At 71.7% G+C, this 19,299-nt stretch carries 17 protein-coding genes; 10 read left to right on the top strand and 7 right to left on the bottom strand.

All coding sequences use genetic code 11. The features are described 5' to 3' along the window. Window positions 1–57 precede the first annotated feature (57 nt). Together ppdK and dusB are read right to left on the bottom strand one after the other, a co-directional pair. Window positions 58–2,775 (bottom strand): pyruvate, phosphate dikinase, encoded by a 2,718-nt coding sequence (gene ppdK, locus PS271_RS07815; RefSeq protein ID WP_398381260.1) that lies wholly within the window; start codon window positions 2,773–2,775, stop codon window positions 58–60. 411 nt (window positions 2,776–3,186) lie between these two features. Then, complete coding sequence (gene dusB / locus PS271_RS07820) at window positions 3,187–4,329, bottom strand: tRNA dihydrouridine synthase DusB (protein WP_398381261.1); 1,143 nt, start codon at window positions 4,327–4,329, stop codon at window positions 3,187–3,189. Window positions 4,330–4,431: 102 nt separating this feature from the next. On the opposite strand from dusB, the gene PS271_RS07825 reads away from it, so the two are divergent. Together PS271_RS07825 and PS271_RS07830 are read left to right on the top strand one after the other, a co-directional pair. Beyond that, window positions 4,432–5,859 (top strand): MFS transporter, encoded by a 1,428-nt coding sequence (locus tag PS271_RS07825; RefSeq protein ID WP_398381262.1) that lies wholly within the window; start codon window positions 4,432–4,434, stop codon window positions 5,857–5,859. Next, window positions 5,856–6,290 (top strand): MarR family winged helix-turn-helix transcriptional regulator, encoded by a 435-nt coding sequence (locus PS271_RS07830; protein ID WP_398381263.1) that lies wholly within the window; start codon window positions 5,856–5,858, stop codon window positions 6,288–6,290. The genes PS271_RS07825 and PS271_RS07830 overlap by 4 nt, the downstream gene beginning before the upstream one ends. Before the next feature lie 157 nt (window positions 6,291–6,447). Here PS271_RS07830 and PS271_RS07835 read toward each other — a convergent pair whose 3' ends face one another. Further along, complete coding sequence (locus PS271_RS07835) at window positions 6,448–7,368, bottom strand: MmyB family transcriptional regulator (RefSeq protein WP_398381264.1); 921 nt, start codon at window positions 7,366–7,368, stop codon at window positions 6,448–6,450. 101 nt (window positions 7,369–7,469) lie between these two features. Here PS271_RS07835 and PS271_RS07840 point away from each other — a divergent pair, with 101 nt between their 5' ends. The 3 genes from PS271_RS07840 to PS271_RS07850 all read left to right on the top strand — a co-directional run bounded on the left by PS271_RS07840 (window position 7,470) and on the right by PS271_RS07850 (window position 10,947). Beyond that, complete coding sequence (locus PS271_RS07840; protein ID WP_398381265.1) at window positions 7,470–8,942, top strand: MFS transporter; 1,473 nt, start codon at window positions 7,470–7,472, stop codon at window positions 8,940–8,942. Window positions 8,943–9,057: 115 nt separating this feature from the next. Then, complete coding sequence (locus tag PS271_RS07845; protein WP_398381266.1) at window positions 9,058–10,062, top strand: aldo/keto reductase; 1,005 nt, start codon at window positions 9,058–9,060, stop codon at window positions 10,060–10,062. A gap of 297 nt (window positions 10,063–10,359) precedes the next feature. Further along, a complete protein-coding gene (locus tag PS271_RS07850) occupies window positions 10,360–10,947 on the top strand; it encodes a TetR/AcrR family transcriptional regulator (RefSeq protein WP_398381267.1) in 588 nt (195 codons plus the stop codon). Window positions 10,948–10,958: 11 nt separating this feature from the next. Here the strand turns inward: PS271_RS07850 and PS271_RS07855 are convergent, their stop codons facing one another. Then, a complete protein-coding gene (locus PS271_RS07855; RefSeq protein WP_398381268.1) occupies window positions 10,959–11,603 on the bottom strand; it encodes a response regulator transcription factor in 645 nt (214 codons plus the stop codon). Then, a complete protein-coding gene (locus PS271_RS07860) occupies window positions 11,591–12,802 on the bottom strand; it encodes a sensor histidine kinase (RefSeq protein WP_398381269.1) in 1,212 nt (403 codons plus the stop codon). The genes PS271_RS07855 and PS271_RS07860 overlap by 13 nt, the downstream gene beginning before the upstream one ends. A 170-nt stretch (window positions 12,803–12,972) precedes the next feature. Here PS271_RS07860 and PS271_RS07865 point away from each other — a divergent pair, with 170 nt between their 5' ends. Then, window positions 12,973–13,590, top strand: coding sequence for a Uma2 family endonuclease (locus tag PS271_RS07865; RefSeq protein ID WP_398381270.1), 618 nt, complete (start codon window positions 12,973–12,975; stop codon window positions 13,588–13,590). A 65-nt stretch (window positions 13,591–13,655) separates the two neighbouring features. Here the strand turns inward: PS271_RS07865 and PS271_RS07870 are convergent, their stop codons facing one another. Next, a complete protein-coding gene (locus tag PS271_RS07870; RefSeq protein WP_058044533.1) occupies window positions 13,656–15,038 on the bottom strand; it encodes a glycine--tRNA ligase in 1,383 nt (460 codons plus the stop codon). 167 nt (window positions 15,039–15,205) lie between these two features. On the opposite strand from PS271_RS07870, the gene PS271_RS07875 reads away from it, so the two are divergent. The 4 genes from PS271_RS07875 (at window position 15,206) to PS271_RS07890 (ending at window position 18,385) form a co-directional block, all read left to right on the top strand. Next, window positions 15,206–16,201: a metal ABC transporter substrate-binding protein gene (locus PS271_RS07875; RefSeq protein ID WP_398381271.1), complete on the top strand. Its 996-nt coding sequence runs from the start codon at window positions 15,206–15,208 to the stop codon at window positions 16,199–16,201. A gap of 20 nt (window positions 16,202–16,221) precedes the next feature. Then, a complete protein-coding gene (locus PS271_RS07880) occupies window positions 16,222–16,989 on the top strand; it encodes a metal ABC transporter ATP-binding protein (protein WP_398386729.1) in 768 nt (255 codons plus the stop codon). Beyond that, window positions 16,989–17,879 carry a metal ABC transporter permease gene (locus PS271_RS07885; protein WP_398381272.1) on the top strand — a complete coding sequence of 297 codons (891 nt, stop codon included), beginning with the start codon at window positions 16,989–16,991 and terminating at the stop codon, window positions 17,877–17,879. The genes PS271_RS07880 and PS271_RS07885 overlap by 1 nt, the downstream gene beginning before the upstream one ends. A gap of 95 nt (window positions 17,880–17,974) precedes the next feature. Continuing rightward, entirely contained in the window at window positions 17,975–18,385 is a 411-nt protein-coding gene (locus tag PS271_RS07890) for a Fur family transcriptional regulator (protein WP_030368877.1), read from the top strand. 76 nt (window positions 18,386–18,461) lie between these two features. Here the strand turns inward: PS271_RS07890 and PS271_RS07895 are convergent, their stop codons facing one another. Next, on the bottom strand, window positions 18,462–19,295 hold the full coding sequence (locus tag PS271_RS07895; protein WP_398381273.1) for an isoprenyl transferase: 834 nt from the start codon (window positions 19,293–19,295) through the stop codon (window positions 18,462–18,464). Window positions 19,296–19,299: the final 4 nt, after the last annotated feature.

The following is a 19,299-nucleotide window of genomic DNA, read 5'->3' on the forward strand; positions in this document are numbered from 1 at the left end:
CGGGCGGCGGCTCCGCCGCGCCGGCCCGGTTCGTGCCGGGCCGGCGCGGCAGCCGCGTCAGCGGCTGTCGGAGCCCCCGTCGCCGAGCGCGGCCGCACGGCCGGCCTCCAGGCGCGCGACGGGGATGCGGAAGGGCGAGCAGGAGACGTAGTCCAGGCCCACCTCGTGGAAGAAGTGCACCGAGTCCGGGTCGCCGCCGTGCTCGCCGCAGACGCCGAGCTTGAGGTCGGGGCGGGTGGCCCGGCCGGCCTCGGCGGCCGCCCGTACGAGCGAGCCCACGCCGTCCCGGTCGATGGTCTCGAAGGGGCTGACGCCGAAGATGCCCTTCTCCAGGTACGCGGTGAAGAAGCTCGCCTCGACGTCGTCGCGGGAGAAGCCCCACACGGTCTGGGTGAGGTCGTTGGTGCCGAAGGAGAAGAACTCGGCGGCCTCGGCGATCTGACCGGCCGTGAGCGCGGCGCGCGGCAGCTCGATCATGGTGCCGAGGGTGAGCCGCAGGTCGGTGCCGGTGGCCTGCTCGACCTCGGCGATGACCCGCTCGGCCTCCTCGCGGACGATCTCCAGCTCCTGGACGGTGCCCACCAGCGGGATCATGATCTCGGCGTGCGGGGCGCCGCCCGCCTGCACGCGCTCGGCCGCCGCCTCGGCGATGGCCCGCACCTGCATGGCGAACAGGCCCGGGATGACGAGGCCGAGGCGCACGCCGCGCAGGCCCAGCATCGGGTTCTGCTCGTGGAGCTTGTGCACGGCCTGGAGCAGGCGCAGCTCGTTCTCGTGCGCCTCCTCGCGGGCCTCGGCGAGCGCGACGCGCACCGACAGCTCGGTGATGTCGGGCAGGAACTCGTGCAGCGGCGGGTCGAGCAGGCGCACCGTGACCGGCAGCCCGTCCATGGCCTCGAAGAGCTCGACGAAGTCGGACTTCTGGAGCGGCAGCAGGGCCTTGAGGGCCTCGTCGCGCTCGTCCTCGTGGTCGGCGAGGATCAGCCGCTCGACCATCTCGCGGCGCTCGCCGAGGAACATGTGCTCGGTGCGGCACAGGCCGATGCCCTGGGCGCCGAAGCGGCGGGCGCGGGCCGCGTCCTCGGCGTTGTCGGCGTTGGCCCGGACCTGGAGGCGGCGCCGGCCGTCCGCGTAGGACATCACGCGGTGCACGGCCTTCACGAGCTCGTCGGCGTCCTCGGCGGCGCCGTCCGTGCGGCCCTCGAAGTACTCGACGACCGGGGAGGGCACGACGGGCACCTCACCGAGGTAGACCTTGCCGGTCGAGCCGTCGATGGAGACGACCTCGCCCTCCTCGATGACCACCCCGCCGGGGGCGGTCATCCGGCGGCGCTTGGTGTCGACCTCCAGCTCCTCCGCGCCGCAGACACAGGTCTTGCCCATGCCGCGGGCGACGACGGCGGCGTGCGAGGTCTTGCCGCCGCGCGAGGTGAGGATGCCCTCGGAGGCGATCATGCCGTCGAGGTCGTCCGGGTTGGTCTCACGGCGGATCAGGATGACCTTCTCGCCCGAGCGCGACCACTTCACGGCCGTGTACGAGTCGAAGACGGCCTTGCCGACGGCGGCGCCGGGCGAGGCCGCGATGCCCCGGCCGAGCAGGTTGGTCTTCGCCTTCTCGTCGAAGCGCGGGAACATCAGCATCGCCAGCTGCGCGCCCGTGACGCGCTGCAGCGCCTCAGCCTCGTCGATCAGGCCCTGGTCGACCAGCTGGGTGGCGATGCGGAAGGCCGCGCCCGCGGTGCGCTTGCCGACGCGGGTCTGGAGCATCCACAGCTTGCCGCGCTCGATGGTGAACTCGATGTCGCACAGGTCCTTGTAGTGCGTTTCGAGCGTCTCCATGATCTGCATCAGCTGGTCGTAGGAGGCCTTGTCGATGCGCTCCAGGTCGGCGAGCGGCACGGTGTTGCGGATGCCGGCGACGACGTCCTCGCCCTGGGCGTTCTGGAGGTAGTCGCCGTAGACGCCCTGGTGGCCGCTGGCGGGGTCGCGGGTGAAGGCGACGCCGGTGCCGGAGTCGGGGCCGAGGTTGCCGAAGACCATGGAGCAGATGTTCACGGCGGTGCCGAGGTCGCCGGGGATGCGCTCCTGGCGGCGGTAGAGCTTGGCGCGGTCGCCGTTCCAGGACTCGAAGACGGCCCGGATGGCGAGGTCCATCTGCTCGCGCGGCTCCTGCGGGAAGTCCCGGCCGGTGTCCTTGGCGACGATGCCCTTGAACTCCTCGACCAGGCGCTTGAGGTCGGCGGCGCCGAGCTCGACGTCCGTGGTGACGCCCTTGGCGCGCTTGGCCTCGTCGAGGGCGTCCTCGAAGTGCTCGCCGTCGACGCCGAGCACGGTCTTGCCGAACATCTGGATGAGGCGCCGGTAGGAGTCCCAGGCGAAGCGCTCGTCGCCGGCCTGGACGGCGAGCCCGGCCACGGAGGCGTCGGAGAGCCCGATGTTGAGGACGGTGTCCATCATGCCGGGCATGGAGAACTTGGCGCCCGAACGGACCGAGACCAGCAGCGGGTCGTCCGCCTGCCCCAGCTTCTTGCCCATCCGCTTCTCGAGGGCTTCGAGGTGGGCCGAGACCTCGTCGCGCAGGGCCGTGGGCTCACTGCCGCTGCCGAGGTAGACCTTGCAGGCTTCGGTGGTGATGGTGAAGCCGGGGGGGACGGGCAGGCCGAGGTTGGTCATCTCGGCGAGGTTGGCGCCCTTCCCGCCGAGCAGGTCCTTCAGGTCCTTGTTGCCCTCGGTGAAGTCGTAGACGAACTTCTGCTGATCTGTGGTTTCCGGCACGGGACTCGACTCCTCACTGGGGTCCCCCCGTACACAGTTGGGGGAAGGCGTGCTCAAACGTGCTGACGGCGGGGAGCGTACCCAGATCGAAGGCTTATAGGGAGGTCCACCCCCCGGCCATATGGGCGTAACCGCCTGTCAGCCAGCAGATCGAAAGTCACGCCCCGGTAAAGGGTCCGGAAGCCGCTCGTTCGACTTCTGAAGACAGAATGACAAGCAGAAGTCGCCGCATCACGGAGCGTCGATCAAATGGCGGGCATGGGGCCAAGTCATGAACGCAAGAGGGGTGGCACGCAGTGCCACCCCTCAAGAGATGCACCCCTGCGTATACCGCTCATCTGAGCGGACCGCTGATCAGGGGTGGCGAGAATCACGCCGCCGGGCGACGCCTCGGACGCCCGATCCGACGCATCAGCCGCCGGACGTGTCGAGTTCGGCGTCGGCGCTGACGGCCGCGCAGTCGTACGGGTCGTTCAGCCAGCCGTCCGGGAGCACCACGCGGTTGCGGCCCGACGTGCGGCCGCGGGGGCCGTCGGCGCCGGCCGGCCAGGGCTGGTCCAGGTCGAGCTCGCTCAAGTGAGCGCCGAGCTCGTCCAGGGACGAGGCGATCGCCAGCTTCTTGCGCATCTCCGAGCCGACCGAGAAGCCCTTGGTGTACCAGGCCACGTGCTTGCGGAAGTCGATGACGCCGCGCTCCTCGCTCTCCAGCCACTCGCCGAGGAGCGTCGCGTGGCGCACCATCACGGCGGCCACCTCGCGCATCGTGGGCGCGGCGGGGGCGCCGCCGCCCTCGAAGGCCGTGACGAGGTCGCCGAAGAGCCAGGGGCGGCCGAGGCAGCCGCGGCCGACGACCACGCCGTCGCAGCCGGTCTCGCGCATCATCCGCACGGCGTCCTCCGCCGACCAGATGTCGCCGTTCCCGAGCACGGGGATCTCCGGCACGGTCTCCTTCAGGCGGGCTATGGCCTCCCAGTCGGCGGTGCCGCCGTAGTGCTGGGCGGCCGTGCGGCCGTGCAGGGCGATGGCGGTGACGCCCTCCTCGACGGCGATCCGGCCGGCGTCGAGGTAGGTGATGTGGTCGTCGTCGATGCCCTTGCGCATCTTCATGGTGACGGGCAGGGAGCCGGCGTTGCCGACGGCCTCGCGCAGGATGGAGCGGAGCAGGTTGCGCTTGTACGGGAGCGCCGAGCCGCCGCCCTTGCGGGTGACCTTGGGGACGGGGCAGCCGAAGTTGAGGTCGATGTGGTCGGCCAGGTCCTCGTCCACGATCATGCGGACGGCCTTGCCGACGGTGACCGGGTCGACGCCGTAGAGCTGGATCGACCGGGGCTTCTCGGTGCCGTCGAAGTGGATCAGACGCATGGTCTTGGCGTCGCGCTCGACCAGGGCCCGGGTGGTGATCATCTCGCTGACGAACAACCCCTTCCCACCGGAGAACTCCCGGCACAGCGTGCGGAAGGGCGCGTTCGTGATGCCCGCCATGGGGGCGAGGACCACCGGCGGCCACACGGTGTGCGGGCCGATCTGGAGCGGCGTGGCGGAGTCATGCGTCATGGCTCCATTGTCGCGTACCGCCACCGGGCATTTAGTTGTATTCTTTAAATCATTGGAGATGTACAACTACTTGTTGTGCGCCCGTATCCCAGGGGGTCCCTAGTGCCCGAGCTCTCCCGGCGCCGCCGGATGCTGATCCTCGCCATCTGCTGCACGAGCCTGCTGATGGTGAGCCTCGACAACACGATCCTCAACGTGGCGCTGCCGTCCATGCAGCGCGAGCTGCACGCCTCCGTCCCCGGCCTGCAGTGGACGATCGACGCCTACACCGTCGTCCTGGCCTCGCTGCTGATGCTCGCCGGCTCGACCGCCGACCGGCTGGGCCGCCGGCGCGTCTTCCAGGCCGGGCTGGTGCTCTTCACCGCCGGATCCGTGCTGTGCAGCCTCGCGCCGGGGCTCGGCTGGCTGGTCGCCTTCCGCATGGTGCAGGCCGTGGGCGGCTCGATGCTCAACCCCGTCGCCATGTCGATCATCACGAACACCTTCACCGACCCCCGGGAGCGGGCCCGCGCGATCGGCGTGTGGGGCGGCGTCGTCGGCATCAGCATGGCGGCGGGGCCGGTCATCGGCGGAGCGCTCGTCGAGACCACGGGCTGGCGGGCCATCTTCTGGATCAACCTGCCGGTCGGGCTGGCCGCGCTCGCGATGACCGCCCGGTACGTGCCCGAGTCCCGCGCGCCCCGGCCGCGCCGCCCCGACCCCGTCGGCCAGGTGCTGATGATCGCGCTGCTCGGCTCGCTCACGTACGGGATCATCGAGGGCTCCGCCGCGGGCTGGGACTCGCCCCTCATCCTCGGCTGCTTCGCCGCCGCCGGCTGCGCGCTGGCCGCGTTCACCGGCTACGAGCGGCGGCGCCCCGAGCCGCTGATCGAGCCGCGGCTCTTCCGCAGCGCGCCGTTCAGCGGGGCCACGGTCGTGGCGGTGTCCGCCTTCGCGGCGCTCGGCGGCTTCCTCTTCCTCAACACGCTGTACTTGCAGAACGTACGGGGCCTGTCCGCGCTGGACGCCGGCCTGTACATGCTGCCCATGGCCGTCATGTGCCTGGTCTTCGCGCCGCTGTCCGGACGGCTGGTGGGAGCCCGCGGGCCGCGGCTGCCGCTGGTGCTCGCGGGGGTCGCGATGACGGCGAGCGGCCTGCTCGTGGCCCTGACCGGCACGGGCACCTCCGCCGGCTCCTCCGACGTGCTGCTCATCACCGCGTACGTCCTCTTCGGCATCGGCTTCGGGCTCGTGAACGCGCCCATCACCAACACGGCCGTCTCCGGCCTGCCCCGCTCCCGGGCCGGCGTCGCCGCCGCCGTCGCCTCGACCAGCCGGCAGGTCGGCAGCTCGCTGGGCGTCGCGGTGATCGGCGCGGCGGTCGCGGCGGGGATGCGGGAGACGGGCTGGTGGATCGTCACGGGGTGCGGCGCGGCCGTCCTCGTGGTCGGTACGATCACCACCGGCCGCTGGGCCGCCCGGACCGCCGAGCGGGCCGCGGCCCGGACCGGCCTCTCCTCCGAGCAGAGCAGGATCCCGGTGACACGATGACCGCGCACGACACACACGCCGCGACGGCCGAGCGCACCTGGGGGCAGCTGCGGGAGATCGTCCTCGGCGGCAACGAACGCCGCAAGGAGGTCGTCGACGCGCTCGGCATGAGCTTCTTCCGCATCAAGGCCCTGCGGCGCATCGCCCGCGGCCCGCTGACCCTCCGCGAGCTCGCCGAGCAGCTGCTGACGGACCGCCCGTACGCGACGCTGGTCGTGGACGACCTGGCGGGCCGCGGCCTGGTCGAACGCACCGCGAACCCGGCGGACCGCCGCTCGAAGATCGTCTCGGCCACCCCGGCGGGCGAGGAGATGGCGGCCCGCGCGGAACGGATCCTGGGCTCGCCGCCGCCGGCGCTGCTGGAGCTGCCGGCGGAGGACTTGGCGACGCTGGAGCGCATCACGGCGAGGCTGGCGGGCGGGGGGTCGTAGGGGGCGCCCCCGGGCGAGCAGCGGCTCTGCGAGGCGAGCCCCGCTGTCCGGGACAGGCCGCCCGACTCTCATCCGCCGCAACGGCGCCGCACCACAACGGCGCAGACCGGCGGTGCCTGCCCGGGCCTCGGCCCCGTGATCCTCCAGGCAAGGCCGCCTAGGCCAGCCGCTCCAAGCCCACCCGCGTCGCCTCGTCCGCCGGGGTGAGCGTGAGGAGGCGGGCGCCCGGGTGGGGGCCCATCCAGAGGCTGGTGAAGTGGAGGCGGAGCTCGCCCACCGCCGGGTGCCGGTGGGCACGGAGCCGGGGCGAGGTGATCGGAGCCACCTCGTGCCGGGCCCAGAGCATGCGGAACTCCGGGGAGGCGGCCAGCAGCTTGGCCAGGAGCCGCTCCCACGGCGGCTCCCCGAGGTGCTCCGCCATCGAGGCGCGGAACCTGGCCGCCATCGCGCGGACCGTCTCCTCCCGGTCGACGAGCGTCGCGCGGACCTCGGCGTTGGTGAACGCGAGCCACATGCAGTTCCGCTCCTCGCGCGGCAGCTTGTCGAGGTCGCACATGAGCGCGCTGTACGTGCGGTTGTAGGCGAGGAGGTCGTACCGCGCGTTCTGGACGCAGGCCGGGAACGGCTCCAGCCGGTCCAGCATCATCCGCAGATCGGCCGAGACCCCCGGGCAGTCGGTCTCCGGCATCGGGTCGACCACGCCCGCCAGCGCGAAGAGGTGGCTGCGCTCGCTGCGGTCGAGTTGCAGGGCGCGGGCGACGGCGTCGAGGACCTGCGGCGAGACCTTGATGTCACGGGCCTGTTCGAGCCACGTGTACCAGGTGACCCCCACCGCGGCGAGGTGCGCCACCTCCTCCCGGCGCAGACCGGGCGTGCGCCGCCGCGGCCCGCGCGGCAGCCCCGCCTGCTCGGGCGAGACGCGCTCACGGCGGCTGCGCAGGAACGCTGCCAGCTCCCCGCGGCGCACGTCGTCGGCGGTGGGCACGCCGGAGACGGGCACGCGGGGCGCGGACGCGGGAGGGGCGGACACGGAAGGGACGGCGGCCGCGGCCGGCGGCTCGTGCAGCATCGTGGTCATCCCTCCAGCGTGCGCGAGGCCCGCGGCCTGTTCCAGGTAGTGCCGATACCAGGATAAGGACGCTCTGGTACCGGGCTGAGCGGGCCGCCATTGTCGAGTGCGTGAGCGATACCCGAACAACTCCCCCTGCCACGGAATCCGTTACGGCGGCTCCCGCCGGAGAGGGCACCCTCCGCCCCTCCCCCGCCCTCACCCCCCTCGGCCTGTTCACCGTGCTGACCGGCGCGGCCCTGCCGATGATCGACTTCTTCATCGTCAACGTCGCCCTGCCCGCCATCGACCACGACCTGCACGCGGGCCCGGCCCTGCTGGAGATGGTCGTGGGCGGCTACGGGGTCGCGTACGCCGTCCTGCTGGTGCTCGGCGGGCGGCTGGGCGACATGGTGGGCAGGCGTCGGCTGTTTATGTGGGGAACGGCCGCGTTCGGCGTGACGTCGGTGGCGTGCGGCCTCGCGCCGGGCGCCTGGTGGCTGGTGGCCGCGCGGATCGCGCAGGGCGCGGCGTCCGCGCTGATGCTGCCGCAGGTGCTGGCGACGATCCAGGCCACGACGAGCGGGGCGGGCCGGGCCCGGGCGCTCAGCTTCTACAGCGGCACGTCCGGGGTGTCCGCCTCGGTGGGCCAGGTGCTGGGCGGGGTGCTGGTCGCCGCGAACGTGGCGGGCACCGGCTGGCGGTCGATCTTCCTGGTGAACGCGCCGGTCGCGGCGGTCGCGCTGGTGCTGGCCGCCCGGGCGGTGCCCGAGACCCGCTCCGAGCGCCCGACGCGGGTGGACGGCCTGGGCACGGCGCTGCTGTCGCTGTCGCTGATCTCCCTGCTGGTGCCGCTGACGGAGGGCAGGGCGACGGGCTGGCCGGTGTGGTCGTGGGTACTGCTGGCGGTCTTCCCCGTGGCGGCGGTGGCGTTCGCCGTCACGGAGCGGCGCCTGGAGCGGACGGGTGAGGACGGGCGGACGCCGCTGGTGCCGCCGTCGCTGCTGCGGGTGCGGTCGGTGCGTACGGGGCTGGCGGTGGTGGTGCCGTTCTCGCTGGGCTGGGGCGGCTTCATGTTCGTCCTCGCGGTGGTGCTCCAGGAGGGGCTGCGGCTGGGCCCGCTGGCGGCGGGGCTGGTGCTGGTGCCGATGTGCGTGACGTTCTTCGCGGGCTCGCTGGCCGGGCCCCGGCTCTTCAGCCGCTACGGGCGGCGGGCCGTCACGGCCGGGGCGCTGATCCAGGGCGTGGGGCTGCTCGGGGTGGCCGCGGCCTTCTACGGGGGCTGGGAAGGGCGGGACGTCTGGGGCCCGTGCGCGGCGATGGCCGTCCAGGGCCTGGGCCAGGGCCTGCTGCTGCCGCTGACGCTGCGGACGGTGCTGAGCGAGGTGCCGGTGGAGCAGGCGGGTGTGGGCGGCGGGGTCATGGTCACCACGCAGCAGTCGTTCATGGCGCTGGGCGTGGCCACGCTCGGGTCGCTGTTCCTGACGCTGTCGGAGTCGATGGGGATGCGGGATGCGCTCGCCGTGACGCTGGGGGCGCAGATGGTGGCGGTGGTGGCCTCGGTGCTGCTGACGTTGCGGATGCCGCGCCGTGCGAACGACTGACAGATATTGAAATCTGTCAGTCCATGTGTCACTCTGCAAGGGAGCCGCAATCCTGCTTACCCGCATACGGGTGGATTGCTCCTGCTATACCCGCTTCCCCTCCGAAGGAGCTCCCGTGCAGCACCGCACCCTCGGCACCACCGGCCCCCGGGTCTCCGCGCTCGGCCTCGGCGCGATGGGCATGTCCGCCCTCTACGGCGAAGCCGACCGCGCCGAGTCCATCGCCACGATCCACGCCGCCCTCGACGCGGGCGTCACCCTGATCGACACCGGCGACTTCTACGGCATGGGCCACAACGAACTCCTCATCGGCGAGGCCCTGCGCACCGCCGGTGAGGCCGCCCGCGCCAAGGCGCGCATCAGCGTCAAGTTCGGCGCCCTGCGCGACCCGGACGGCGGCTGGTCCGGCTACGACGGCCGGCCCGCCGCGGTCAAGAACTTCGCCGCGTACTCCTTGCAGCGGCTCGGCACCGACCACATCGACGTCTACCGCATCGCCCGCGTCGACCCCGACGTGCCGATCGAGGAGACCGTCGGCGCCATCGCCGAGCTCGTCGAGGCCGGCCACGTGCGCCACGTCGGCCTCTCCGAGGTGGGCGCGGACACCCTGCGCCGGGCGGCGTCGGTCGCACCCATCTCCGACCTCCAGATCGAGTACTCGCTGATCTCCCGCGGCATCGAGGAGCGGATCCTGCCCACCGCGCGCGAGCTGGGCATCGGCATCACCGCGTACGGGGTGCTCTCGCGCGGCCTGATCAGCGGCCACTTCGAGCGGGACCGGCAGCTCGGCGCGGGCGACTTCCGCGGCATGAGCCCGCGCTTCCAGGGCGAGAACCTCCAGCGCAACCTCGACCTCGTCGACGCGCTGCGGAAGGTCGCCGAGGGGCGGGGCGCGTCCGTCGCGCAGACCGCCATCGCGTGGGTCCTCGCCCAGGGCGAGGACATCGTCCCCCTCGTCGGCGCCCGCCGCCGCGACCGCCTCACGGAGGCGCTCGGCGCGCTCGACCTGACCCTGGACGCGGCGGACCTCGCCGCGATCGAGCAGGCGATCCCCGCGGGCGCGGCGTCCGGCGCGCGCTACCCGGACTCCCAGATGTCCCACCTGGACAGCGAACGGTAAGCCCTACGGGCGGTCCGCCTCGATGCCCTACCCTCTCCACGACCCTGCCGCCAGGCAGAAGGTCTCTGCCGCCAGGCAAAAAGATCCCGCCGCGACGGCGCGCCACCCCTACCGGCGCACCCGGCGGTGCCGCACAACCGCAAGCCCGGAGCCGGCCGGCACCGCCGGGGCCCGCCGCGGCAGCGGAAGGCGCGAGCCGCCGGCCGCAGGCCACCCCGCGGAGCGGGCCCGGTACCGTCCACGTTGGGCGGTGTGTCTCACCCGCCGCCCGTTCCGACGTGAAAGGTACGAGCCCGCATGCCGCCCGAGCCGCTGACTCCCGAGCGCATCCTCGAAGCCACCGAGGACGTGCTGCGCCGCTACGGCCCCGCCAAGGCCACCGTGGTCGACGTCGCCCGCGCGCTGGGCGTCAGCCACGGCAGCGTCTACCGGCACTTCGGCAGCAAGGCCGCCCTGCGGGAAGCCGTCACGCAGCGCTGGCTGGACCTGTCACACGCCGAGCTGTCGGCCGTCGCGGACGCGGCCGGCCCCGCCGGCCCGCGCCTGCGCGACTGGCTCGCCGCACTGTTCGCCGCGAAGCGGCGCAAGGCGGGGGACGACCCCGAGCTGTTCGCCACGTACATGGTCCTCGTCGGCGAGAACAGCGACACAGTCGAACGGCACATCGAGACCATGAACGCCCAGCTGGCCCGCATCGTGGAGAGCGGCATCCGCACCGGCGAGTTCACCAGCACCGGCACCGACCCCGCGGCCACCGCCCGCGCCCTGTGGGACGCCACCAACCGCTTCCACGACCCGGCCTACGCCGCGGACTGGTCCACGCCGGGCATCGAGGCGGCCTTCGACGCCGTATGCGACCTGCTGCTGCGCGGCCTGCGAGGCTAGGCCGTACACCCTCAGCCCACGCCCAGGAACCGCAGCACCGCCAGCACCCGCCGGTGGTCCGCGTCCGCCTTCGGCAGGTCCAGCTTCGCCAGGATCGAGTTGATGTGCTTGGCGACCGCGCTCTCGCTCACGACCAGCGCCGCCGCGATGCCCGCGTTCGACCGCCCGGACGCCATCAGCTCCAGCACGTCCCGCTCGCGAGGCGTGAGCCGGTCGAGCGGATCGCTGTGCCGCCGCAGCAGCAACTGCGAGACGACCTGCGGGTCGAGCGCCGTGCCGCCGCCCGCGACGCGCCGCAGCGCGTCGATGAACTCCTCCACGTCGGCGACCCGTTCCTTGAGCAGGTAGCCGACGCCGCGCGTGTCGCCGGACAGCAGGTCGGCGGCGTAGCGCTCCTCCACGTACTGCGAGAGCAGCAGCACGGCCGTGTCCGGCCATTGCCGGCGGATGACGAGCGCGGCGCGGACGCCCTCGTCGGTGAAGCCCGGCGGCATGCGCACGTCGAGGACGACCAGGCCGGGCCGGTGCTCCTCCACCGCGGCCAGCACCGCCTCCGCGTCGCCGGTCTCCGCGACCACGTCGAACCCGGCCGCCTCCAGGACCTTCACCAGGCCTATCCGGAGCAGGACGGAATCCTCGGCAATCACGGCGCGCACGGCAGCTCCACGGTCACTACGGTCGGGCCCCCCGCGGGGCTGCTGATCGAGAACGTGCCGTCGACCGACGCGACCCGCTTGGCCAGCCCCGCCAGCCCGGTGCCGCCCGTAGGGCCGGCCCCGCCCACGCCGTCGTCGGTGACGACGACAAGAAGTATGCCCCCGCGCGTTTCGACGCGGACGTCGGCCCGGGTCGCCCGCGCGTGCTTGACGACGTTGGCGAGCGCCTCGGAGACGACGAAGTAGGCGACGGCCTCGACGGCGGGCGCGGGCCGGACGGGCAGATCGGCCGTCAGCCCGACGGGCAGGGGCGTGCGTTCGGCGATGCCGGACAGCGCGGCGTCGAGGCCGCGGTCCTCCAGCACGGCCGGGTGCAGGCCGCGCACGAGGTTGCTGAGCTCGGCGATGGCCTCCTTGGCCTCGCGGTGCGCCTCGTCGATGACCTTGCGGGCGTCCTCGGGCAGGTCCGTCAGCGTCACCTTGGCCAGCCCGAGGTTGACGGCCATCGACACGAGCCGCTGCTGCGCGCCGTCGTGCAGGTCGCGTTCGATGCGGCGGCGCTCGGCGTCGGCGGCGTCCAGGACGCCGGCGCGGCTCTCGGTGACCTCTTCGACGCGCTGTTCCAGGAGGTCGGCGCGGCTGGGCCCGAGCCGGGCCGTGGCGGTACGGGTGTCGAGCCGGGTGAGCGCGTGGGAGAGCCGGGCCGCGGCGTAGATCCCGGCGAGGCCGGCGGCGGTGACGTACGCGGCCTGTACGGCGTAACCCGCCTGCGCCAGCCGCGTCTCGGGCGGCAGCGCCCACACCCAGACGTAGACCGTGGCGGCGACGGCGGCCGCGGCCCACAGCAGCAGCGTCAGCGCACCGCCCAGCGCGATCAGCGGCCCCGCCACCAGGTGGTAACCCACCTGCCGCCACGACCAGGACCGCCCCGCGCCCGGTATCTCCACCCCGAGCCACGCCCGGAACCGCGCCCGCTGCGCCCGGCTCAGCACGGGACAGGCACCCCCGAGGACCCCCGCCATCACCGCCAGGGCGAGCAGACAACTCGACGCCTTCGTCGGCCCCCCGTCCAGCCACGGCACCGCCATGACGACGAGCGCACCGCACTGGACGAGCACGCCCATGGCAAGAAAGGCAACGGCACGACCGACCCCGTCGAAGGGGCGCCGGAGGGCGGTGGGGACACCGGAGATCAGCATGGCTCACACGGTAAGTGCGCAGGTCAGGGGCGGGCGATAGTACAGGTGCCCGAGCCGGGGGTACAGCCAGTGCCACCATCGGATGAACGTGCGAGGGGAATTCGGGCTCCGGGGCCCGCGGCGTCACTACGTTGAGTGTCTCAGCGCGCACACAGCCAAGGAGGCGCATCATGGCAGTCATGGTCGAGACACCACCGCCCCAGTCCCAGGCGATAAGCCATCCCTCAGTACCCGAGGGGGGGTTCGAGGAGCTGTGCCAGGTTCTTGAGCAGGTTGATGCAGGTCTCCCGGACGGATACCGCACAGAGATCGTCGGGGGGAATGTCGTCGTGTCACCGTGGTCACAGTGCGCCTATGACTACATCATCGAGAGCGTTGTCGAACAGCTCAGTCCGCATGTGCCTGACGGTCATCGCCTGCGAGGCTACCCCCGGCTCTTTTCGTTCCCCTCTCAGGAGGAGTCCTACGGCCCCGACTTCTACGCGCTGGAATGGGCAGCCCTCAAGACCAAGGGCATCTACGCTCCCGGCGATGCGCTGTCTCTGGTCGGAGAGGTGACCTCCCGCTCCACAGCCAACACCGACCGCGAGGAGAAGCTGGAGGTCTACGGCAAGGCCGGGGTGCCCGTCTACGTGCTCGTCGATGTGCTGGCGGAGTCCGTCACCGCATACTCCGATCCGTCACCCGACCGCGGCTACCGCGCCCACCACCAAGTGAAGCTGGGCGATACAGTCCACATCCCTGCCCCCTTCGACTGCGAGCTCGACACCTCCGGCTGGGAGGTCTGAACACAACGCCGGAGGGCCCGGCACCACGTGACGTGGTGCCGGGCCCTCCGGCGTGCAGTCGGACGTCAGCAGCCCAGCAGGCGCGAGCCCAGGTAGCCCTCGATCTGGTCGAGGGACACCCGCTCCTGCTTCATCGTGTCGCGCTCGCGCACCGTCACCGCGTTGTCCTCGAGCGTGTCGAAGTCGACCGTGACGCAGAACGGCGTGCCGATCTCGTCCTGGCGGCGGTAGCGGCGGCCGATCGCGCCCGCGTCGTCGAACTCGATGTTCCAGTTCTTGCGCAGGTCCGTCGCCAGACCCTTGGCCTTCGGGGAGAGCTGCGGGTTGCGGGACAGCGGCAGGACGGCGACCTTGACCGGGGCCAGGCGCGGGTCGAGGCGCATGACGACGCGCTTCTCCATGACGCCCTTGGCGTTGGGGGCCTCGTCCTCGTTGTACGCGTCGAGCATGAAGGCGAGCATGGCGCGGTTCAGGCCGGCCGCCGGCTCGATGACGTACGGGAACCAGCGCTCGCCGGCTTCCTGGTCGAAGAAGGTCAGGTCCTGGCCGGAGGCCTGGGAGTGGGCCTTCAGGTCGTAGTCCGTGCGGTTGGCGATGCCTTCCAGCTCGGAGAACTCGGTGCCGCCGAAGTTGAAGCGGTACTCGATGTCAGTGGTGCGCTTGGAGTAGTGGGAGAGCTTCTCCGCGGCGTGCTCGTACCACCGCATGTTCTCCTCGCGCATGCCGAGGCCGGTGTACCAGCTCCAGCGCTGCTCCATCCAGTACTCGTGCCAGGTCTCGTCCTCGCCCGGCTTGACGAAGAACTCCATCTCCATCTGCTCGAACTCGCGGGTGCGGAAGATGAAGTTGCCCGGCGTGATCTCGTTGCGGAAGGACTTGCCGGTCTGGGCGATGCCGAACGGCGGCTTCTTCCGGGAGGTCTGCTGGACCTGGGCGAAGTTGGTGAAGATGCCCTGCGCGGTCTCGGGGCGCAGGTAGCTGACCGAGCCCGAGTCCTGGGTCGGGCCCAGGTGGGTGGAGAGCAGGCCGGAGAACAGCTTGGGCTCGGTGAAGGCGCCCTTGGTGCCGCAGTGCGCGCAGTTGAGGTCGGCGAGGCCGTTCTCGGGCAGCTTGCCGTGCTTGGCCTCGTACGCCTCCTCCAGGTGGTCCGCGCGGTAGCGCTTGTGGCAGGAGGTGCACTCGGTCAGCGGGTCCGTGAAGGTCGCGACGTGGCCGGACGCCTCCCAGACCTCGCGGGCGAGGATCACCGACGAGTCGAGACCGACGACGTCGTCGCGCGAGGTGACCATGGAGCGCCACCACTGGCGCTTGATGTTCTCCTTGAGCTCCACACCGAGCGGACCGTAGTCCCAGGCGGCACGCTGTCCGCCATAGATCTCACTGCACGGATAGACGAAGCCACGGCGCTTGCTCAGGCTGACGATGGTGTCGATCTTGTCGGCGGCCACGGTGCTCTCTTCATTGCGACGACGAACAGCGAATGATTCAGGTTACCGGCGCTGCACCCCCTCTCATCAAATCGGCTCTGGCCTTGGCTTGACCACGCCCCTTAGCCACCCGCTTTGCCCCCGTCTTACCCCCCTCTTGTTGACAATCGTTTCCATTTTTGTTGAAAATGAGTGTCATGAACGTCAGCCGTCCCCTCCGTGCCCGAGCCCTCCGAATACGCACCACCGCCGTCGCCGCGGCCGCCGCGCTGGGGCTGCTCGGCCTCTCCGCCTGCTCGTCCTCGGACGGGGCGGGCAAGGCCGCGGACGGCAAGCTCGCCGTAGTGGCGTCGTTCTACCCGATGCAGTACCTCGCCGAGCAGATCGGCGGCGACCACGTCCACGTGACCAACCTGACCAAGCCCGGCGTCGAGCCGCACGACCTGGAGCTCAAGCCCAAGCAGATCGGCTCCCTCGCCGACGCGGGCGCGATCGTCTACCTCAAGGGCATCCAGCCCGCCGTCGACGAGGCGATCAAGCAGTCGAAGAACAAGCACGCCGTGGACGTGGCCTCCCTCACCTCGCTGGAGGAGCACGGCACCGAGGTCGACGGCCACCACCACACCACGGGCGACAACCACTCGCACTCCGAGCACGAGGGCGGCGCCGACCCCCACATCTGGCTCGATCCCGTGAAGTACGCCGAGGCCGCCAAGGGCGTCGCCAAGACCCTCTCGGAGGCGGACCCGGACCACAAGGGCGACTATGAGAAGAACGCCGGCGCCCTGGTGAAGAAGCTCGGCGGGCTCGACGCGAAGTTCAGGGACGGGCTGAAGAACCGCGCCTCGGACACCTTCATCACGACCCACGCGGCCTTCGGCTACCTGGCCGAGCGCTACGGGCTCACCGAGGAGGCCATCAGCGGCCTCGACCCCGAGTCCGAGCCCAGCGCCGCCCGCATCAAGGACCTGCACGCGCTCGCCGAGGAGCACCACGTCTCGACGATCTTCTTCGAGACGCTCGCCAACCCCGCGACCGCGAAGACGCTGGCCAAGGACCTGAAGCTGAAGACCGACGTCCTGGACCCCATCGAGGGCATCACGGACGACTCCAGGGGCCACGACTACGTCGAGGTCATGGAAGCCAACCTGGCCGCCCTGCAGAAGGCGCTCGGCACCAAGTGAGCGCCCCGGAGGAGATCACCATGGAGCAGCCCGTCATATCCCTGCGGGGCGCCGGCGCGAGCCTCGGCGGCCGCCCCGTGCTGCGCGGCGTGGACCTGGCCGTGCACGGCGGCGAGGTCGTCGCCCTGCTCGGCGCGAACGGCTCCGGCAAGTCCACGGCCGTGCGCAGCATCGTCGGCCAGGTGCCGCTCACGGGCGGCGAGCTGGAGCTGTTCGGCACCCCGCAGCGCCGCTTCCGCGACTGGGCCCGCGTCGGCTACGTCCCGCAGCGCACCACCGCCGCCGGCGGCGTGCCCGCGACTGTCCGCGAGGTCGTCTCGTCGGGACGGCTGGCCCGCACCCGGTTCGGGATGATGCGCAAGGCCGACAAGGAGGCGGTCATACGCGCCCTGGAGCTCGTCGGCATGGCGGACCGGCTCGGTGACCCGGTGGACGCGCTCTCGGGCGGCCAGCACCAGCGGGTGCTCATCGCCCGCGCCCTGGCCGGCGAACCCGAGCTGCTGATCATGGACGAGCCGATGGCCGGCGTGGACCTCGCGAGCCAGGAGGTGCTCGCCGACGCCCTGCGCGCCCAGGTCGCCCGCGGCGCCACCGTCCTGCTCGTGCTGCACGAGCTCGGCCCGCTGGAGCCGCTCATCGACCGCGCGGTCGTCCTGCGCGACGGCTGCGTCGTCCACGACGGGCCCCCGCCGGAGGCCGTGGGCCAGCACGCGCTCCCCGGCCACGACCACGTACACCCGCACGCCGGACCCGCGGCGGAACCGATTCGGACAGGGCTGCTGACCTGATGGACATCCTCGACCTCGCCTTCATGCAGCGGGCGCTGCTCGCGGCGCTCCTCGTCGGCGTCACCGCGCCCGCCATCGGCACCTACCTCGTCCAGCGCCGCCAGGCCCTCATGGGCGACGGCCTCGGGCACGTGGCCCTCACCGGCGTCGGCCTCGGCTTCCTGCTGAACACCAGCCCCGTGTGGATGGCCACGGCCGTGTGCATCGCGGGCGCCGTCGTCATGGAGCTGATCCGCTGGTACGGGCGGACGCGCGGCGACATCGCCCTCGCCATGCTCTTCTACGGCGGCATGGCCGGCGGCGTGATGCTGATGAACCTCTCCGACAGCGGCTCCAGCGCCAACCTGAGCAGCTACCTCTTCGGGTCGATCGCCACGGTCTCGGAGGAGGACCTCGTCGCGATCTGCATCCTGGCCGCCTTTGTGATCCTCACCACGGTCGGGCTGAGCCGCCAGCTCTTCGCCATCTGCCAGGACGAGGAGTTCGCGCGCGTCACCGGCCTGCCGGTGCGGATGCTGAACCTGCTCGTGGCCGTCACCGCCGCCGTCACCGTCACCGTCGCCATGCGCGTCGTCGGCCTGCTGCTCGTCAGCGCCCTGATGGTGATCCCGGTGGCCGCCTCGCAGCAGATCGCCCGCAGCTTCAAGGCGACCTTCGCCCTGGCGGTCGGCATCGGCGTCACCGTGACGCTGTCCGGCACCGCCACGTCCTACTACGCCGACGTGCCGTCCGGCGCGACCATCGTGCTCATCGCCATCGGCCTGTTCGGTGTCCTCACGGCGCTCGCCACGCCCCTGGCGAAGCGGCGGGCGGGGAAGGCCGTCGCCGCGGCGGAGTGCACCCTGGACGCGCCCGGGGAGCGCGCGGCGGCGGACGACGTCAAGGTCTGACGCCCGTCCGCGCTTTCCCACCGGCTCCCGCGGACTGGCACAATTGCCGTGCGACATGTGCGGATGGGTGTTCATGCGAGCTGGAGGAGGCAACTGTGGCGACGGCGGGTCCCCCCGTACGCGGCCGGTCCACCAAGCAGCGGGCAGCGGTGGCGGCCGCGCTCGACGAGGTGGACGAATTCCGTAGCGCGCAAGAGCTCCACGACATGCTCAAGCACCGCGGAGCCTCGGTCGGCCTGACCACGGTCTACCGCACGCTCCAGTCCCTCGCCGACGCGGGCGAGGTCGACGTGCTGCGCACCAGCGAGGGCGAGGCGGTCTACCGCCGCTGCTCCAGCGGGCACCACCACCACCTGGTCTGCCGGCTGTGCGGCAAGGCCGTCGAGGTGGAGGGCCCCGCCGTGGAGAAGTGGGCGGACTCCATCGCGGAGGAGCACGGCTTCGTGGACGTCGCGCACACCATCGAGATCTTCGGCACCTGCGGGGACTGCGCCGCCAAGCGCTGACCCACCCTGCCGCGTGTGCACCGAGGGCCCCGGGCGGATGCCCGGGGCCCTCGTGCCGTTCTGAGGCGCGTTCAGCTCACGCGGAGCCCTGCTCTCCCGCCAGCTGCTCCTCGTTGGGGATCGCCCCGCCGAACCGGCGGTCCCGCGACGCGTACTCCAGGCAGGCCCGCCACAGGTCGCGGCGGTCGAAGTCCGGCCACAGCACGTCCTGGAAGACCATCTCGGCGTAGGCGCTCTGCCAGATCAGGTAGTTGGAGGTGCGCTGCTCGCCCGAGGGCCGCAGGAAGAGGTCCACGTCCGGCATGTCCGGGTAGTAGAGGTACTTCGCGAAGGTCTTCTCGGTGACCTTGGACGGGTCGAGGCGGCCCGCCTTCACGTCCTCCGCCAGCGCCTGCGCCGCGTCCGCGATCTCCGCGCGCCCGCCGTAGTTCATGCAGAAGTACAACGTGAGCTTGTCGTTGTCCTTGGTCTGCTCCTGGGCGATCTGGAGCTCCTTGGCCACCGAGCGCCACAGCTTGGGCATGCGGCCCACCCAGCGCACCCGGATGCCGAGTTCGTCGAGCTGGTCGCGGGTCTTGCGGATGAAGTCGCGGTTGAAGTTCATCAGGAAGCGCACCTCGTCCGGCGAGCGCCGCCAGTTCTCGGTGGAGAAGGCGTAGAGCGAGATGCTCCCGACGCCCATCTCGATCGCGCCCTGGAGCACGTCCAGCACGCGCTCGGCGCCGACCTTGTGGCCCTCGGTGCGCGGCAGCCCGCGGTCCTTGGCCCAGCGGCCGTTGCCGTCCATGACGATCGCCACGTGCCCCGGGACCAGCTCGCCGGGGATCTTCGGCGGCCGTGCCCCGGACGGGTGCGGCTCGGCTGTGCGGTACTCGCGTCGGGAACGGCCCAGAATGCCGCGTCGTGCCATGCGT

The sequence above is a fragment of the Streptomyces sp. SCA2-17 genome (assembly GCF_044336695.1).

Coding starts and splice junctions, on each gene's coding strand:
- PS271_RS07835 (WP_398381264.1), bottom strand. CDS start 7,368: ATGACCACGATGCTGCACGAGCCGCCGGCCGCGGCCGCCGTCCCTTCC.
- PS271_RS07850 (WP_398381267.1), top strand. CDS start 10,360: ATGCCGCCCGAGCCGCTGACTCCCGAGCGCATCCTCGAAGCCACCGAG.
- PS271_RS07885 (WP_398381272.1), top strand. CDS start 16,989: ATGGACATCCTCGACCTCGCCTTCATGCAGCGGGCGCTGCTCGCGGCG.
- PS271_RS07875 (WP_398381271.1), top strand. CDS start 15,206: ATGAGTGTCATGAACGTCAGCCGTCCCCTCCGTGCCCGAGCCCTCCGA.
- PS271_RS07865 (WP_398381270.1), top strand. CDS start 12,973: ATGGCAGTCATGGTCGAGACACCACCGCCCCAGTCCCAGGCGATAAGC.
- PS271_RS07830 (WP_398381263.1), top strand. CDS start 5,856: ATGACCGCGCACGACACACACGCCGCGACGGCCGAGCGCACCTGGGGG.
- dusB (WP_398381261.1), bottom strand. CDS start 4,329: ATGACGCATGACTCCGCCACGCCGCTCCAGATCGGCCCGCACACCGTG.
- PS271_RS07860 (WP_398381269.1), bottom strand. CDS start 12,802: ATGCTGATCTCCGGTGTCCCCACCGCCCTCCGGCGCCCCTTCGACGGG.
- PS271_RS07880 (WP_398386729.1), top strand. CDS start 16,222: ATGGAGCAGCCCGTCATATCCCTGCGGGGCGCCGGCGCGAGCCTCGGC.
- PS271_RS07895 (WP_398381273.1), bottom strand. CDS start 19,295: ATGGCACGACGCGGCATTCTGGGCCGTTCCCGACGCGAGTACCGCACA.